This is a genomic window from Pseudomonas sp. BMS12 (assembly GCF_001592875.1).
Classification (GTDB): domain Bacteria; phylum Pseudomonadota; class Gammaproteobacteria; order Pseudomonadales; family Pseudomonadaceae; genus Aquipseudomonas.
On record NZ_LSOF01000023.1, the window covers coordinates 13,623 to 29,485 of the forward strand.

The window sequence follows — 15,863 nt, forward strand, 5'->3', positions numbered from 1 at the left end:
GCATCAGCCACGGAGAATCTGCTCCAGCGCCGCGAGGAAGCGAGCGTTCTCGCCCTCGGTACCGATGGACACGCGCAGGAATGTCGGCATGCCATAACCGGCCACCGGCCGCACGATGACACCCGCCTTGAGCAACGCCTGATTGATCGGCGCAGCGTCGCGACCGAAGTCGACGGCGATGAAGTTGCCCTTGCTGGGAATCCACTGCAGACCCAGCTTGCGGAAACCGTCCTCCAGCTGCGCCATACCGGCGTCGTTAGTGCGGCGACTGGCCGCCAGGTAGTCCGCATCGTCCAGCGCCGCGCAGGCGGCAGCCAGGGCCAGGCTGTTGACGTTGAACGGCGCACGCACACGATTGAGCACGTCGGCCACCTGCGGCGAGCTCAGCGCGTAACCAACACGTAGCGAAGCCAAACCATAGGCCTTGGAGAAGGTGCGCGAAACCAGCAGGTTCGGGTAACGCGCCAGGTAGTCGAGGCCGTCCGGCAGTTCGTCGCCCTCGGCGTACTCGATATAGGCCTCGTCCAGCACCACCAGTACGTTCTTCGGCACACGAGCGAGGAAGCGCTCCAGCGCGTCCGGACCGAACCAGGTACCGGTCGGATTGTTCGGGTTGGCGACAAAGACCACGCGGGTATCGGCATCGATGGCCGCCAGCATGGCCTCCAGATCGTGACCGTGATCCTTGGCCGGCACCACCTTGCCCTGGGCGCCGACCGCCTGGGTGGCGATGGGGTAGACGGCGAAGGCGTACTGGCTGAATACGGCATTGAGGCCCGGCGCTAGCCAAGCGCGGGCGACCAGGTCGAGAATATCGTTGGAGCCGTTGCCCAGGGTCACCTGGGCCGGTGTCACGCCACAGCGCGCCGCCAGCCTGGACTTCAGCTCGAAGCCGTTACCGTCGGGGTAGCGGGTCAACTCGGCCAACTCGGCGCGAATGGCTTCCAGCGCCTTGGGCGACGGGCCCAGCGGATTCTCGTTGCTGGCCAGCTTGACGATGCCGGCCGGGTCGAGATCCAGCTCGCGGGCCAGCTCATCGACCGGCTTGCCGGGTACATAGGGCGAAAGTTTCTGCACGCCCGCTACGGCCAGGGCGAGGAAGTCACAAGTCATAGCTACAAGCCTCAAGCTGCAAGCCACAAGCCGCGCGTCGATTCGCTGCAGCTTGCGGCGTGCCGCTGCTGTTTAGAGTACCGCCTTCGGGTAGGAACCCAGCACCTTCAGCGCCACGGCTTCCTGATTGATCTTTTCCAGCACGTCCTTGATCAGCGGGTCGCGATGGTGGCCAACGAAGTCGATGAAGAATACGTAGGTCCACTTGCCGCTACGCGACGGACGGGTCTCGATGCGGGTCAGGTCGATGCCGTTGGTGTGGAATGGCACCAGCAGCTCATGCAGCGCGCCCGGCTTGTTGCGCATGGAGACGATCACCGAAGTCTTGTCGTCGCCGGTCGGCGGCACTTCCTGACTACCGATGATGAGAAAGCGCGTGGAGTTGTCCGGGCGGTCCTCAATCTTCTCCTGCAGCTTGGTCAGACCGTAGAGATTGGCCGCCATATCGCCGGCGATCGCCGCCGAATTCCACTCGCTCTTCACCCGCTTGGCCGCATCGGCGTTGCTCGACACCGCCACCCGCTCGACGTTCGGGTAGTGCGCGTCCAGCCACTTGCGGCACTGCGCCAGGGACTGGGCATGGGAGTAGATGCGGGTGATCTTGTCCGGCTTGGTGGTGTCGCCCACCAGCAGGTGGTGGTGGATACGTAGCTCCACCTCGCCACAGATGACCATGTCGTGTTCGAGGAAGCTGTCCAGGGTGTGGTTGATCGCACCCTCGGTGGAGTTTTCCACCGGCACCACGCCGAAGTTCACCGCACCGGCGGCCACTTCGCGGAACACTTCGTCGATAGCCGCCATCGGCACGCTGATGACCGCATGACCGAAATGCTTCATCGCCGCCGCCTGGCTGAAGGTGCCTTCAGGGCCGAGATAGGCGACCTTGAGCGGGTTTTCCAGGGCAAGGCAGGAGGACATGATCTCACGGAACAGCCGCGCCATTTCCTCGTTGCCCAGCGGGCCCTGGTTGCGCTCCATGATGCGCTTGAGCACCTGGGCCTCGCGCTCGGGGCGATAGAAGACCGGCGACTCGCCTTCCTTCAGCTCCTTCATTTTCACCCGCGCCACTTCCTCGGCGCAGCGCGCGCGGTCGCTGATCAGCTCGAGGATGCGCTCATCGAGATTGTCGATGCGCAGGCGCAGGGCCTGCAGCTCCTGCTCGGACATATCAGCCGCGCTCCTTCTCGAACTCGGCCATGTAGGCCACCAGGGCCTCCACGGCGTCCAGGCCAGTGGCGTTATAGATGGAGGCACGCATGCCGCCCACCGAGCGATGGCCCTTGAGGTTGAGCAGGCCACGCGCCTCGGCGCCTTCGAGGAACGCCTTGTCCAGCTTCTCGTCGGCCAGGCGGAACGGCACGTTCATCCAGGAACGGGCGCTCGACTGGATCGGGTTGCTGTAGAAGTCGCTGCCGTCGATGGCCTTGTACAACAGGTCCTTCTTGGCCTTGTTGCGCTGCTCCATGGCCGCGACGCCGCCCTGCTCCTTGAGCCACTCGAAGACCAGGCCGGAGAGGTACCAGGAATAGGTCGCCGGGGTGTTGTACATGGAGCCGTTGTCGGCGGCGACTTTGTAATTGAGCATGGTCGGGCAGGCGCTGCGCGCGCGACCGAGCAGGTCTTCGCGAACGATGGCGACGACCAGGCCGCTCGGCCCGATGTTCTTCTGTGCGCCGGCGTAGATCAGGCCGAACCTGGACACGTCGATTTCGCGGGAGAGGATGTCCGAGGACATGTCCACCACCAGCGGCGTGTCGTCCACTTCGGGAACCCAGTCGAACTGCAGACCACCGATGGTCTCGTTGCTGGCGTAGTGCACATAGGCGGCATCTTTCGACAGCTGCCACTCGTTCTGCCCGGGAATGGCGAAGTAGTCGTAGCCCTTGGCGCTGGCGGCAACGTTGACGTTACCGTAGCGACGCCCTTCCTCGATGGCCTTCTTCGACCAGATACCGGTCTCGATGTAGTCGGCCACACCGTCTTCCGGCAGCAGATTGAGCGGAATCTCGGCGAACTGCTGGCTGGCACCGCCCTGCAGGAACAGCACCTTGTAGTCCGACGGAACGCCGAGCAGATCGCGCAGATCCTGCTCGGCCTTCTCGGCAATGGCCACGTACTCGTCGCTGCGATGGCTCATTTCCATCACCGACAGTCCACGACCCTGCCAGTCGAGCATTTCCGCCTGGGCGCGCTGCAGCACGGCGGTGGGCAGCGCGGCCGGGCCGGCGCAGAAGTTATGGGCGCGTTTGCTCACTTCGACTCTCTCACTCTTCGCTGTTGCCGGTCTCCGCGCCTTCTTCGGCCACGGTCACCGCTTCTTCGTTGTGCTCGCCAGCTTCGCCTTCCAGCGTGTCCAGCTCGTCCTCGTCGACACCGGACGGCTCCTGCACCCGCTCCAGGCCAACCAGGGTTTCGTCCTTGGCCAGCTTGATCAGGGTCACGCCCTGAGTGTTGCGGCTGGAGCGCGAAACCTCGTCGACACGGGTACGTACCAGGGTGCCCTGGTCGGAGATCAGCATGATTTCCTCACCGTCCTGCACCTGTACGGCACCGACCAGCTTGCCGTTGCGCTCGTTGATCACCATGGCGATCACGCCCTGGCCGCCGCGACCGCGACGCGGGTAATCCTCCAGCGGAGTACGCTTGCCATAGCCACGCTCGGAGGCGGAGAGAATCTGCGCACCGGCCTCCGGAATCAGCATGGAAATCAGGCGCTGATCATCAGCCAGGCGCATGCCGCGCACACCACGTGCGATACGGCTCATGGTGCGAACATTCTTCTCCTTGAAGCGGATCACCTTGCCGGCGTCGGAGAACAGCATGACTTCCTTGGCACCGTCGGTGATGGCCGCAGCGATCAGGGTGTCGCCCTCCTCCAGCTTCAGTGCGATCAGACCACTGGAGCGCGGCTTGCTGAATTGCACCAGCGGGGTCTTCTTCACGGTACCGAAGGCGGTGGCCATGAAGATGTAGGCACCGGTCGGTTCGTCCTGCTCGTCGTCGGCGACTTCGGCATCGCTGTCTTCGGCCGGTTCAGCCTCGACCACTTCGCCTTCGATCACCGCGCCGTCGTTGTCGTCCAGCTCCTCGCCTTCTTCGGCGGCCTGCTGGCGCAAGGCTTCCAGGTCGATCTGCAGCATGGCGGTGATGCGCTCACCTTCGTCCAGCGGCAGCAGGTTGACCAGCGGGCGGCCGCGGGCGGCGCGCGATGCTTCCGGAATTTCGAAGGTGCGCAGCCAGTAAACCTTGCCCTTGCTGGAGAACAGCAACAGGGTGGCGTGGCTGTTGGCGACCAGCAGATGCTCGATGTAGTCCTCGTCTTTCACCCCGGTGGCCGACTTGCCTTTGCCGCCACGACGCTGCGCCTGGTAGGCATGCAGCGGCTGGGACTTGGCGTAGCCGCCGTGGGAGATGGTGACGACACGCTCTTCCTCGGTGATCAGGTCGGCGATGGTCAGGTCCATCTGCGAAGCCATGATCTCGGTGCGACGGGCGTCGCCGAACTCGGCCTTGACCTTCTCCAGCTCCTCGCGGATGACTTCCATCAGGCGCTCGGGGTTGGTCAGGATGCGGATCAGCTCGCCGATCTGGGTGAGGATTTCCTGGTACTCGGCCAGCAGCTTCTCGTGCTCCAGGCCGGTCAGGCGGTGCAGGCGCAGTTCGAGGATGGCCTGGGCCTGCTCGGGCGACAGGTAGTACTTGCCCTCGCGCAGACCGTATTGCGGGTCGAGATCCTCCGGGCGGCAGGAGTCGGCGCCAGCGCGCTCGACCATGGCCTCCACGGCGCTGGATTCCCAGGCAGTGGCGATCAGGCGCTCCTTGGCTTCAGCCGGGGTCGGCGAAGCCTTGATCAGCTCGATCACCGGGTCGATGTTGGACAGGGCAACCGCCTGGCCTTCGAGGATATGCCCGCGCTCGCGCGCCTTGCGCAGCTCGTAGACGGTACGCCGGGTCACCACTTCACGGCGGTGACGGACGAACACTTCGAGCATGTCCTTGAGGTTCATGGTGCGCGGCTGGCCATCGACCAGGGCCACCACGTTGATGCCGAACACGCTCTGCATCTGGGTCTGGGCGTAGAGGTTGTTCAGCACCACCTCGCCGACTTCGCCGCGGCGCAGCTCGATGACCACGCGCATACCGTCCTTGTCGGACTCGTCGCGCAGCTCGGTAATGCCTTCGATCTTCTTCTCTTTCACCAGCTCGGCGATCTTCTCGATCAGACGCGCCTTGTTCAGCTGGTACGGCAGCTCGGTGACGATGATCTGCTGACGGCTGCCGCCCTTCTCCATGTCCTCGACCGTGGCACGGGCACGCATGTAGATGCGCCCACGACCGGTGCGATAGGCCTCGATGATGCCGGCTCGGCCGTTGATGATGCCGGCGGTGGGGAAGTCCGGGCCGGGGATGTACTGCATCAGTTCATCGACGGTCAGGTCGGCGTTGTCGATCAGCGCCAGGCAGCCGTCGATGACTTCGCTCAGGTTGTGCGGCGGGATATTGGTGGCCATGCCCACAGCGATACCGCTGGAGCCGTTGACCAGCAGGTTGGGGATCTTGGTCGGCATGACCGCCGGAATCTGCTCGGTGCCGTCGTAGTTGGGCACCCAGTCGACGGTTTCCTTGTCCAGGTCGGCCAGCAGCTCGTGGGCCAGCTTGGCCATGCGCACTTCGGTGTATCGCATGGCAGCCGCGTTGTCGCCGTCCACCGAACCGAAGTTGCCCTGGCCATCGACCAGCATGTAGCGCAGGGAGAAGGGCTGGGCCATACGCACGATGGTGTCGTAGACAGCCGTGTCGCCGTGCGGGTGGTACTTACCGATCACGTCACCGACCACACGGGCGGACTTCTTGTACGGCTTGTTCCAGTCGTTGCCCAGCTCGCTCATCGCGTAGAGCACACGGCGGTGCACGGGTTTCAGACCGTCACGGGCATCCGGCAGCGCACGCCCGACGATCACGCTCATCGCGTAGTCGAGGTAGGACTGTTTCAGCTCGTCTTCGATATTGACCGGGAGGATTTCTTTGGCCAGTTCGCCCATGAGAAGCCTGGTTCCTTATTCTGGTGAAACCCCGTCACACCCTTCCTGGGCGAGACCGGAGTCCGCCGTGACCACTCCTGTTCGGCAGCGATCCACAGCAAATCAACGAGTTAAGCCAACAATTCGCGCTAGTGGGACGACCCGCACGGGGCCGTCGGAAAACTGCCGGAGCTTACCACAGCACACGCCCGGCACCTACCCCGCCCAGCCGGCTCAGTGCAGACGCTTGCGGCACATGAGTTGTGCCATTTTCGCCGCATCCGGCCGCTCGACCACGCCCTTTTCGGTGACGATCACATCGATCAGGTCTGCCGGAGTGACATCGAAGACCGGATTGATCGCATCGACATTGGCGGCGACGCGCTGACCGGCCACCTCAAGCAGTTCGCGACCGTCGCGCTCCTCGATGGGAATGTCCTCGCCATCCTCCAGACTCATGTCGATGGTCGAACTGGGCGCCACCACCATGAAGCGCACGCCGTGGTGCATGGCATTGATCGCCAGCTGGTAGGTGCCGATCTTGTTGGCCACGTCGCCGTTGGCGGTAATGCGGTCGGCGCCGACTATGACCCAGGTGATGTTCTCGGTCTTCATCAAGTGGGCGGCAGCGGAATCCACCGCTAGGCTGACCGGCACCCCTTCGCCGGCCAACTCCCAGGCGGTCAGGCGCGCCCCCTGCAACCAGGGCCGCGTCTCGCCGGCGTAGACTCGCCCGACCAGCCCGGCCTGATGGGCGGCGCGAATCACCCCCAGCGCCGTACCGAAGCCACCGGTCGCCAGGGCGCCGGCATTGCAGTGGGTGAGCAGTTTCTGTGGGCCGCTCTCGTGCTTGCGAATCAGCTCCATCCCCAGCTGCGCCATGGTCAGGTTGGCCTCGCGGTCGCTCTCCAGGATGCCAACCGCCTCGGCCTCCAGGGCGGCCAGCGCATCATCGCCGGCCTTCAGGCGCTGCACCCGCTCACGCATGCGCTCCAGCGCCCAGAACAGATTGACCGCCGTGGGCCGCGAATCAGCCAGCACCCTGAAGTCTTCCTCCAGCGCCGCCTGCCAGTCGCCACCGGCCGCCAGCCGCGCCCGCGCGCCCAGCACCAGGCCGAAAGCGGCGGCGATACCTATGGCCGGCGCGCCGCGCACCACCATGTGACGAATGGCCTCCGCCACTCCGGCCGCCGAATCGTAGGCCAGCCACTGCTCCTCGCGCGGCAACAGGCGCTGATCCAGCAGCAGCAAGCTGCCCTCGCGCCACTCGATGGCCTTAACCTTCTCCGCCGCCAACAGTTCGTCGCGCATGACATCCCCACAAGGTGAAACAAAAAGCCGCGGATTATAACGAGTCGCCAGCGCCGTGGCGCAGAACCTTGGACCGCCCGGCACAAACGCCCCCACAGCGACAAATGCGCGCAAGCAGCAGGCCAGGGCGGACACGCAGCAGATCACGGATAGGTTCTCAGTTATACTGCCGCCACTTTTTATTTGCCCGGATAAATGCCATGCCTGACCAGCGCCAGCCGCTCGATCTGCTGCTCCTGCCCACCTGGCTGGTGCCGGTCGAGCCGGCTGGCGTGGTGCTCAGGGATCACGGCCTGGGCATTCGCGACGGCCGCATCGCCCTGATCGCGCCGCGCGCCGAGGCCCTGCGCCACCCCGCCACGCAAGTGCGCGAGCTGCCCGACTGCCTGCTCAGCCCTGGCCTGGTCAATGCCCACGGCCATGCGGCCATGACGCTGTTCCGCGGCCTGGCCGACGACCTGCCGCTGATGAGCTGGCTGCAGGAGCACATCTGGCCGGCCGAAGCCAAGTGGGTCAACGAGGATTTCGTCCGCGACGGCACCGAACTGGCCATCGCCGAGCAGCTCAGGGGCGGTATCAGCTGCTTCTCCGACATGTACTTCTTCCCGGAAGTGGCCAGCGAGCTGGTACATGCCAGCGGCATTCGCGCCCAGCTGACCATCCCCGTACTGGACTTCCCCACCCCCGGCGCACGCGACGCCGAGGAAGCGCTGCGCAAGGGCCTGCGCCTGTTCGACGACCTCAAGTTGCACCCGCGCATCAAGATCGCCTTCGGCCCCCACGCGCCCTACTCGGTAAACGACGACAGGCTGCGCAACGTGCTGATGCTGGCCGAGGAGCTGGACGCCGGCATCCACATGCATGTTCATGAGAGCGCCTTCGAGGTGCAGCAGAGCCTGGAACTGCACGGCGTGCGCCCGCTGCAGCGCCTGGCAGGCCTTGGCCTGCTCGGTCCGCGTTTCCAGGCCGTGCATATGACCCAGATAGATGAGGCCGACGTGGAGCTGCTGGTGGAGAGCAACAGCAGCGTGATCCACTGCCCCGAGTCCAACCTCAAGCTGGCCAGCGGCTTCTGCCCGGTGGAGAAGCTCTGGCAGGCCGGCGTCAACGTGGCCATCGGCACCGACGGAGCAGCCAGCAACAACGACCTCGACCTGCTTGGCGAAACCCGCACCGCAGCCCTGCTAGCCAAGGCCGTGGCCGGCAGCGCCACCGCCCTGAACGCCCACAGCGCCTTGCGCATGGCCACCCTCAACGGCGCCCGCGCCCTCGGCCTGGACCAGGACACCGGCTCGCTGGAGCCGGGCAAGCTGGCGGACCTGGTCGCCTTCGACCTGTCGGGCCTGGCCCAGCAGCCGGTCTACGACCCGGTCTCGCAACTGATCTACACCGGCGCACGCAGCTGCGTGAAGCACCTCTGGGTTGGCGGCAAGCAGTTGCTCGACGACGGCCGGCTGACCCGCCTGGACGAGCAGCGCATCATTGCCAATACCCGCGCCTGGGGCGAACGCATCGCCGCCAAGCACTGAATCCGTTTTCGAGCCCCTTTATTTCCAAGAGCACATCATGAGCAACGTCGACCACGCCGAAATCGCCAAATTCGAGGCCCTCGCCCACCGCTGGTGGGATCGCGAGAGCGAGTTCAAGCCGCTGCACGACATCAACCCGTTGCGCGTCAACTGGATCGACGAACGTGTCGGCCTGGCCGGCAAGAAGGTGCTGGACGTCGGCTGCGGCGGCGGCATCCTCAGCGAAGCGATGGCTCAGCGCGGCGCCACAGTGACCGGCATCGACATGGGCGAGGCGCCGCTGGCCGTGGCCCAGCTGCACCAGCTGGAATCCGGTGTGGAGGTGGAGTACCGGCAGATCACCGCCGAAGCCCTGGCCGAGGAGATGCCCGGCCAGTTCGACGTGGTCACCTGCCTGGAGATGCTCGAACACGTGCCCGACCCGTCCTCGGTGATCCGCGCCTGCTACCGAATGGTCAAGCCCGGCGGCCAGGTGTTCTTCTCCACCATCAACCGCAACCCCAAGGCTTACCTGTTCGCCATCGTCGGCGCCGAGTACGTGATGCGCCTGCTGCCGCGCGGCACCCATGATTTCAAGAAATTCATCCGCCCCTCCGAGCTGGGTGCCTGGAGCCGCGCCGCAGGCCTGCAGGTCAAGGACATCATCGGCCTGACCTACAACCCACTGACCAAGCACTACAAGCTGGCGGCGGACGTGGACGTCAACTACATGATCCAGACCCTGCGCGAGGAGTAACCGGCATGGCCTTGCGAGCAGTTCTCTTCGACATGGACGGCACCCTGCTGGACACCGCGCCGGACTTCGTCGCCGTGTGCCAAGCCATGCGCAGCGCCCGCGACCTGCCCCCAGCGGATGAGCAACGAGTCCGCGACGTCATCTCCGGCGGCGCCCGCGCCATGGTCTGCGCAGCCTTCGACCTGGAAGTTGGCGCCGAAGGCTTCGAGGCCCTGCGCCTGGAGTTCCTCGAACGCTACCGCGAGCACTGCGCCGTATTCAGCAAACCCTTCGACGGCATGCTGGAGCTGCTCACCGACATCGAGCGCTCGCGCCTGATCTGGGGCGTAGCGACCAACAAACCGGTGGTTTTCGCCGAACCGATCATGCAGCAGCTTGGGCTGAGTGAGCGCTCGGCCGTGCTGCTCTGCCCCGACCACGTGGAGCGCAGCAAACCGGCACCGGACATGCTCCTGCTGGCCTGCGAGCAGATGGGCATCGCCCCTTCCGACGTGCTGTTCGTCGGCGACGACGAGCGCGACATCGAGGCCGGCCGCGCCGCCGGCTGCAAGACCGCCGCCGTCACCTACGGCTACATCCACCCCGAAGACAATCCGCGCCACTGGGGCGCCGATGTGGTGGTGGATCATCCCCTGGAGCTGCGCGCAGTGCTGGATAGCGCGCTCTGCAGCTGCTGATTCGTTGGGCTTCACTGCGCCCAACCTGACCTACGCCCTCACGAGATACGAGCCATGTTCGACTACCAAGCCCGCCCCGACCTGCTCAAGGGCCGTGTGATTCTGGTCACCGGCGCCGGCCGCGGCATCGGTGCCGCCGCCGCCAAGACCTATGCCGCCCATGGCGCAACCGTGCTGCTGCTGGGCAAGAGCGAAGACAACCTCAACCAGGTGTATGACGAGATCGAAGCCGCTGGCCATCCACAGCCCGTGGTGATCCCCTTCAACCTGGAAACCGCCCTGGCGCACCAGTACGACGAACTGGCCGCCACCGTGGAGGCCGAGTTCGGCCGCCTCGACGGCCTGCTGCACAACGCCGCGATCGTCGGGCCACGCACGCCCCTGGAGCAACTGTCCGGCGACAACTTCATGCGTGTCATGCAGGTCAACGTCAACGCCATGTTCATGCTGACCAGCACCATGCTGCCGCTACTCAAGCTGTCGGACGACGCCTCGGTGGTCTTCACCTCCAGCAGTGTCGGGCGCAAGGGCCGCGCCTACTGGGGCGCCTATGCGGTGTCCAAGTTCGCCACCGAAGGCCTGATGCAGGTCCTCGCCGACGAAGTGGACGGCGTCGCCAAGGTTCGCGCCAACAGCGTCAATCCCGGCGCCACCCGCACCGGCATGCGTGCCCAGGCCTACCCCGGAGAGAATCCGGCGAACAACCCGCTGCCGGAGGAGATCATGCCGGTCTACCTCTACCTGATGGGCCCCGACAGCCAGGGCCGCAACGGCCAGGCATTCGACGCCCAGTAAGCCGTAGAAGCGTGGGCCGCCGGTTTTCCGGCAGCCCATGAAAAAGCGGCATCACTTTGCCAGCACGGCGCGCCAAACAACCGGCAATAGCTTGCCGGCAGCCGCCTAAAAATCAAAATAAATCATTGATTTAAATAATCTTTTACTGATTGGCACGGAACTCGCTTTACCCCTCGCGTCAATGCGCTTTGCGCCAGAGGTTCAGCCCCATGGTTCCGCACAATCAATCCAACACCATCGACTTCGATGCCGCCAAACTGCAGCGCCTGGGCTACGCCCGCCGCAACCAGCAGGCCACCAAGCCGACCAGCCTGGCACAGTTGCGCCAGCAGCTCGGTCTGCAGCTGCAAACCTCGTTGGAAGTGGATCGCATCCTTGGCCTGTTCTTCCAGGAAGTGCAGCGCCTGGTTGCCCTCGACGCCCTCAGCTACCAGCTGCCCGCGTGCGACATGCGCCTGGAGCTGGGCGAGCGCGCCAGCCATTCGGCCGGCTACCGCCTGAGTCACGAGGGCGAGTACCTGGGCGAGCTGATCTTCCGGCGCAATCAGCGTTTCAGCGAGGAAGAGCTGGGCCAGCTCGAGTCGCTACTGGCCAGCCTGCTGTTCCCCCTGCGCAACGCCCTGCTCTACCGCTCGGCCCTGCAGAGCGCCCTGCGCGACCCGCTGACCGAAACCGGTAACCGCATCGCCATGAACCAGGCCCTGCAGCGCGAGATCGACTTAGCCCGGCGCAACCTGCAGCCGCTGTCGGTACTGATGCTGGATATCGATCACTTCAAGGCGATCAACGATCGCTTCGGCCACGGCACTGGCGACGAGGTACTCAAGGCCATCGCCGCCTCACTGAAAGACAGCCTGCGCAATATCGACATGGTCTTCCGCTACGGCGGCGAAGAGTTCCTGGTACTGCTGTCCAACACCAGCCGCGAAGCCGCGCAGATGGTCGGCGAACGCCTGCGCCTGGCCGTACTGGGCCTGCAGTACCTGGTCGAAGGCCAAGCGCTGGAGCTGTCCATCAGCCTCGGCTGCGCCACTCTGCTACCGGGCGAGTCGACCGACAGCCTGCAGCGCCGCGCCGACAACGCGCTGTACGTGTCCAAGCGCGAAGGCCGCAATCGCCTGTCCATGGCCGGCTGAGGCCGGCCCGACTCAGACCTGCAGCAGGCGCTCGCGCAGTTTCTGGATCTCGTCGCGCAGCTGCGCCGCAGCCTCGAACTCCAGATCACGCGCCAGCTGGTACATCTTCTCTTCCAGTTGGCGAATGCGTTTACCGATCTCGCTCGGCGAGCGCAGCTCGGCCTCGTAACGGGCACTCTCCTCCGCCGCTTTAGCCGCAGCCTTGCGCTTGTTGCTGCGCGCGCCGGGCACCACGGCGCCCTCGAGAATGTCGCGAATATCCTTCTGCACGCCTTTCGGCACGATGCCGTTGGCCTCGTTGAAGGCGATCTGCTTATTGCGCCGCCGCTCGGTCTCGCCGATGGCACGCTCCATCGAACCGGTCATGTTGTCGGCGTAGAGAATCGCCTTGCCGTTGAGGTTGCGCGCAGCGCGGCCGATGGTCTGGATCAGCGAGCGCTCCGAACGCAGGAAACCCTCCTTGTCCGCATCGAGGATCGCCACCAGTGACACCTCGGGCATGTCCAGCCCCTCGCGCAGCAGGTTGATGCCCACCAGCACATCGAAGGCGCCGGTGCGCAGGTCACGGATGATCTCCACCCGCTCCACCGTGTCGATGTCCGAATGCAGGTAGCGCACCTTGACGTCATGGTCGGCCAGGTAGTCGGTAAGGTCCTCGGCCATGCGTTTGGTCAGAGTCGTCACCAGCACGCGCTGCTCGACGGCCACGCGCTTGCGAATCTCCGAGAGCAGGTCGTCGACCTGGGTGCGCGCAGGGCGCACTTCGATCTGCGGGTCGACCAGGCCGGTGGGACGCACCACCTGCTCGATCACCCGCCCGGCATGCTCGGCCTCGTAGGGCCCAGGCGTGGCGGAGACGAAAATGGTCTGCGGGCTGGCCGCCTCCCATTCCTCGAAGCGCATGGGCCGGTTGTCCAGCGCCGACGGCAGGCGGAAGCCGTACTCCACCAGGGTTTCCTTGCGCGAACGGTCGCCCTTGTACATGGCGCCGACCTGCGGCACCGAGACGTGGGACTCGTCGATCACCAGCAAGGCCTTGTCCGGCAGGTAGTCATAAAGAGTGGGCGGCGGCTCGCCGGGGCCACGCCCGGACAGGTAGCGCGAGTAGTTCTCGATGCCGTTGCAGTAGCCCAGTTCGAGAATCATCTCCAGGTCGAAACGGGTGCGCTGTTCCAGGCGCTGCGCCTCGACCAGCTTGTTGTTGGCGCGCAGGTAGTCCAGGCGCTCCTTGAGCTCTTCCTTGATCTTTTCCACCGCCCCCAGCAGGGTCTCGCGCGGGGTCACGTAGTGGCTCTTGGGGTAGAAGGTAAAGCGCGGCAGCTTCTTGATCACCTCGCCGGTCAGCGGGTCGAAGGCCGAGATGCTTTCCACCTCGTCATCGAACAGCTCGACGCGGATGGCCTCCAGGTCCGACTCGGCCGGGAAGATATCGATCACATCACCACGCACGCGGAAAGTGGCGCGGGCGAAGTCCATGTCGTTGCGGGTGTACTGCAACTCGGCCAGGCGGCGCAGCAGGTCGCGCTGGTCCATCTTGTCGCCGCGGTCGAGGTGCAGCACCATTTTCAGGTACTCCTCGGGGCTGCCGAGACCGTAGATACAGGACACCGTGGTGACCACGATGGCATCCGGGCGCTCGATCAGCGCCTTGGTCGCCGACAGGCGCATCTGCTCGATATGGTCGTTGATCGACGCATCCTTCTCGATGAAGGTATCCGACGACGGCACATAGGCTTCCGGCTGGTAGTAGTCGTAGTAGGAGACGAAATACTCCACTGCGTTGTTCGGAAAGAAGCTCTTGAACTCGCCGTACAACTGCGCAGCCAGGGTCTTGTTCGGCGCCAGCACCAGGGTCGGCCGCTGCACCTGGGCGATCACGTTGGCGATGCTGAAGGTCTTGCCCGAGCCGGTCACACCCAGCAGGGTCTGGTGCGAGAGACCGGCTTCCAGGCCCTCGACCATCTGGCGGATGGCCTCCGGCTGATCGCCGGCGGGCTTGAAACGGGTGACAAGCTGAAACTCCGACATGGACAGTCCTCTGTGACGCGCGGCAACGGCTGACGTCATAGCTTCTGAATGCGCACTGGCGCTGTCGCCGCGCACAACCTGGGCCGCTATAATACCGGCCCGTTACGCAACCCCCTAACGCGATTCCGCACCGGGTGTTGCCGGTCTCCCACCCTCCTCCTCGAGCTGCCGCAATCATGAGTCTGTTCTCCGCCGTCGAAATGGCGCCGCGCGACCCGATCCTGGGCCTGAATGAAGCCTTCAATGCCGACCCCCGTCCGAACAAGGTCAACCTGGGAGTAGGCGTCTACTTCACCGAGGAGGGCCGAATTCCCCTGTTGCGTGCCGTCGCCGAGGCCGAGAAGGCCCGCATCGAGGCGCACGCACCGCGCGGCTACCTGCCGATCGAAGGCATTTCCGCCTACGACGGCGCCGTGCAGAAGCTGCTGTTCGGCGCGGACTCCGTACTGCTGGCCGACAATCGCGTGGTCACCACCCAGGCCGTCGGCGGTACCGGCGCCCTGAAGACCGGCGCCGACTTCCTCAAGCGCCTGCTGCCAGACGCCGTGGTCGCCATCAGCGATCCGAGCTGGGAGAACCACCGCGCCCTGTTCGAGTCCGCCGGCTTCCCGGTGCAGAACTACCGCTACTACGACGCCGCCAGCAACGGCGTGAACCGCACCGGCCTGCTGGAAGACCTCAAGGCCCTGCCGGCCCGCTCCATCGTCGTCCTGCACGCCTGCTGCCACAACCCGACCGGTGTCGACCTGGCCCTGGACGACTGGAAAGCCGTGCTGGAAGTGCTGCGCGAGCGCGAACACGTGCCCTTCCTCGACATCGCCTATCAAGGCTTCGGTGAAGGCATCGAACAGGACGCCTTCGCCGTGCGCCTGTTCGCCGAATCCGGCCTGCAGTTCTTCGTGTCCAGCTCCTTCTCCAAATCATTCTCTCTGTATGGCGAGCGTGTCGGCGCACTGTCCATCGTCACCAACAGCAAGGAAGAAGCCAGCCGCGTGCTGTCGCAGGTCAAACGCGTGATCCGCACCACCTACTCCAACCCACCGACCCACGGCGCCACCGTGGTTGCCAGCGTGCTCGGCAGCAGCGAGCTGCGCGCACTGTGGGAAGAAGAGCTGGGCGAGATGCGCGAGCGCATCCATGGCATGCGTCTGGCCATGGTCGAGCAGCTCGCCGCCCTCGGCGCCAAACGCGACTTCACCTTCGTCGCCCGCCAGCGCGGCATGTTCTCCTACTCCGGCCTCACCGCCGAGCAGGTGGATCGCCTGAAGAACGAGTTCGGCATCTATGCCGTCGGCACTGGCCGTATCTGCGTCGCCGCCCTGAACCGCAACAACCTGGACGCAGTGACCCGCGCCATCGCCCAGGTACTCTGAAAATGACCGTAGAAGTCGACATCGAAAGTGTTGACTTCTCTTTCTTAATCAGTAGGATACGCACCGCTGTTCCGCGATAGCTCAGTCGGTAGAGCAAATGACTGTTAATCATTGGGTCCCTGGTTCGAGTCCAGGTCGCGGAGC

Annotated in this window: 12 protein-coding genes and 1 tRNA gene; 7 read left to right on the plus strand and 6 right to left on the minus strand. The window is 64.8% G+C overall.

Going from position 1 to position 15,863, the window contains the following annotated elements; all coding sequences use genetic code 11:
* Positions 1 to 3: 3 nt before the first annotated feature.
* From hisC to mtnA, 5 genes are all read right to left on the minus strand, one after another.
* The gene (hisC, locus tag AYB31_RS19355; RefSeq protein ID WP_068830656.1) at positions 4 to 1,113 is read right to left on the minus strand and encodes a histidinol-phosphate transaminase; all 1,110 of its coding nucleotides are present in this window, start codon (positions 1,111 to 1,113) and stop codon (positions 4 to 6) included.
* A 72-nt stretch (positions 1,114 to 1,185) separates the two neighbouring features.
* The gene (gene pheA / locus AYB31_RS19360) at positions 1,186 to 2,280 is read right to left on the minus strand and encodes a prephenate dehydratase (protein WP_068830657.1); all 1,095 of its coding nucleotides are present in this window, start codon (positions 2,278 to 2,280) and stop codon (positions 1,186 to 1,188) included.
* A gap of 1 nt (position 2,281) precedes the next feature.
* Complete coding sequence (gene serC, locus AYB31_RS19365) at positions 2,282 to 3,367, minus strand: 3-phosphoserine/phosphohydroxythreonine transaminase (RefSeq protein ID WP_068830658.1); 1,086 nt, start codon at positions 3,365 to 3,367, stop codon at positions 2,282 to 2,284.
* A gap of 10 nt (positions 3,368 to 3,377) precedes the next feature.
* Positions 3,378 to 6,155, minus strand: a complete 2,778-nt coding sequence (gene gyrA / locus AYB31_RS19370; protein WP_068830659.1) for a DNA gyrase subunit A — start codon at positions 6,153 to 6,155, stop codon at positions 3,378 to 3,380.
* 213 nt (positions 6,156 to 6,368) lie between these two features.
* Complete coding sequence (mtnA, locus tag AYB31_RS19375) at positions 6,369 to 7,445, minus strand: S-methyl-5-thioribose-1-phosphate isomerase (protein ID WP_068830660.1); 1,077 nt, start codon at positions 7,443 to 7,445, stop codon at positions 6,369 to 6,371.
* A gap of 200 nt (positions 7,446 to 7,645) precedes the next feature.
* Between mtnA and AYB31_RS19380 the strand changes: the two genes are divergently transcribed.
* From AYB31_RS19380 to AYB31_RS19400, 5 genes are all read left to right on the plus strand, one after another.
* The gene (locus AYB31_RS19380) at positions 7,646 to 8,974 is read left to right on the plus strand and encodes a TRZ/ATZ family hydrolase (protein WP_068830661.1); all 1,329 of its coding nucleotides are present in this window, start codon (positions 7,646 to 7,648) and stop codon (positions 8,972 to 8,974) included.
* A gap of 37 nt (positions 8,975 to 9,011) precedes the next feature.
* Positions 9,012 to 9,710 (plus strand): bifunctional 2-polyprenyl-6-hydroxyphenol methylase/3-demethylubiquinol 3-O-methyltransferase UbiG, encoded by a 699-nt coding sequence (gene ubiG, locus AYB31_RS19385; RefSeq protein WP_068830662.1) that lies wholly within the window; start codon positions 9,012 to 9,014, stop codon positions 9,708 to 9,710.
* Between the two features lie 5 nt (positions 9,711 to 9,715).
* A complete protein-coding gene (gene mupP / locus AYB31_RS19390) occupies positions 9,716 to 10,387 on the plus strand; it encodes an N-acetylmuramic acid 6-phosphate phosphatase MupP (protein ID WP_068830663.1) in 672 nt (223 codons plus the stop codon).
* Positions 10,388 to 10,441: 54 nt separating this feature from the next.
* Positions 10,442 to 11,182, plus strand: a complete 741-nt coding sequence (locus AYB31_RS19395) for a YciK family oxidoreductase (protein WP_068830664.1) — start codon at positions 10,442 to 10,444, stop codon at positions 11,180 to 11,182.
* 209 nt (positions 11,183 to 11,391) lie between these two features.
* Positions 11,392 to 12,318 carry a GGDEF domain-containing protein gene (locus AYB31_RS19400; RefSeq protein WP_068830665.1) on the plus strand — a complete coding sequence of 309 codons (927 nt, stop codon included), beginning with the start codon at positions 11,392 to 11,394 and terminating at the stop codon, positions 12,316 to 12,318.
* 12 nt (positions 12,319 to 12,330) lie between these two features.
* Here AYB31_RS19400 and uvrB read toward each other — a convergent pair whose 3' ends face one another.
* Complete coding sequence (gene uvrB / locus AYB31_RS19405; RefSeq protein WP_068830666.1) at positions 12,331 to 14,346, minus strand: excinuclease ABC subunit UvrB; 2,016 nt, start codon at positions 14,344 to 14,346, stop codon at positions 12,331 to 12,333.
* A 176-nt stretch (positions 14,347 to 14,522) separates the two neighbouring features.
* Here uvrB and AYB31_RS19410 point away from each other — a divergent pair, with 176 nt between their 5' ends.
* Both AYB31_RS19410 and AYB31_RS19415 read left to right on the plus strand, forming a co-directional pair.
* Positions 14,523 to 15,719, plus strand: coding sequence for an amino acid aminotransferase (locus AYB31_RS19410; protein ID WP_068830667.1), 1,197 nt, complete (start codon positions 14,523 to 14,525; stop codon positions 15,717 to 15,719).
* Positions 15,720 to 15,789: 70 nt separating this feature from the next.
* Positions 15,790 to 15,862 (plus strand) — tRNA-Asn (locus AYB31_RS19415).
* The last annotated feature ends 1 nt before the right edge of the window (position 15,863 follow it).

Bases quoted from the DNA above. Each gene is read 5' to 3' on its own strand.
- mupP (WP_068830663.1), top strand. From the start codon at position 9,716: ATGGCCTTGCGAGCAGTTCTCTTCGACATGGACGGCACCCTGCTGGAC.
- hisC (WP_068830656.1), bottom strand. From the start codon at position 1,113: ATGACTTGTGACTTCCTCGCCCTGGCCGTAGCGGGCGTGCAGAAACTT.
- mtnA (WP_068830660.1), bottom strand. From the start codon at position 7,445: ATGCGCGACGAACTGTTGGCGGCGGAGAAGGTTAAGGCCATCGAGTGG.
- ubiG (WP_068830662.1), top strand. From the start codon at position 9,012: ATGAGCAACGTCGACCACGCCGAAATCGCCAAATTCGAGGCCCTCGCC.
- uvrB (WP_068830666.1), bottom strand. From the start codon at position 14,346: ATGTCGGAGTTTCAGCTTGTCACCCGTTTCAAGCCCGCCGGCGATCAG.
- gyrA (WP_068830659.1), bottom strand. From the start codon at position 6,155: ATGGGCGAACTGGCCAAAGAAATCCTCCCGGTCAATATCGAAGACGAG.
- AYB31_RS19410 (WP_068830667.1), top strand. From the start codon at position 14,523: ATGAGTCTGTTCTCCGCCGTCGAAATGGCGCCGCGCGACCCGATCCTG.
- AYB31_RS19380 (WP_068830661.1), top strand. From the start codon at position 7,646: ATGCCTGACCAGCGCCAGCCGCTCGATCTGCTGCTCCTGCCCACCTGG.
- pheA (WP_068830657.1), bottom strand. From the start codon at position 2,280: ATGTCCGAGCAGGAGCTGCAGGCCCTGCGCCTGCGCATCGACAATCTC.
- AYB31_RS19395 (WP_068830664.1), top strand. From the start codon at position 10,442: ATGTTCGACTACCAAGCCCGCCCCGACCTGCTCAAGGGCCGTGTGATT.
- AYB31_RS19400 (WP_068830665.1), top strand. From the start codon at position 11,392: ATGGTTCCGCACAATCAATCCAACACCATCGACTTCGATGCCGCCAAA.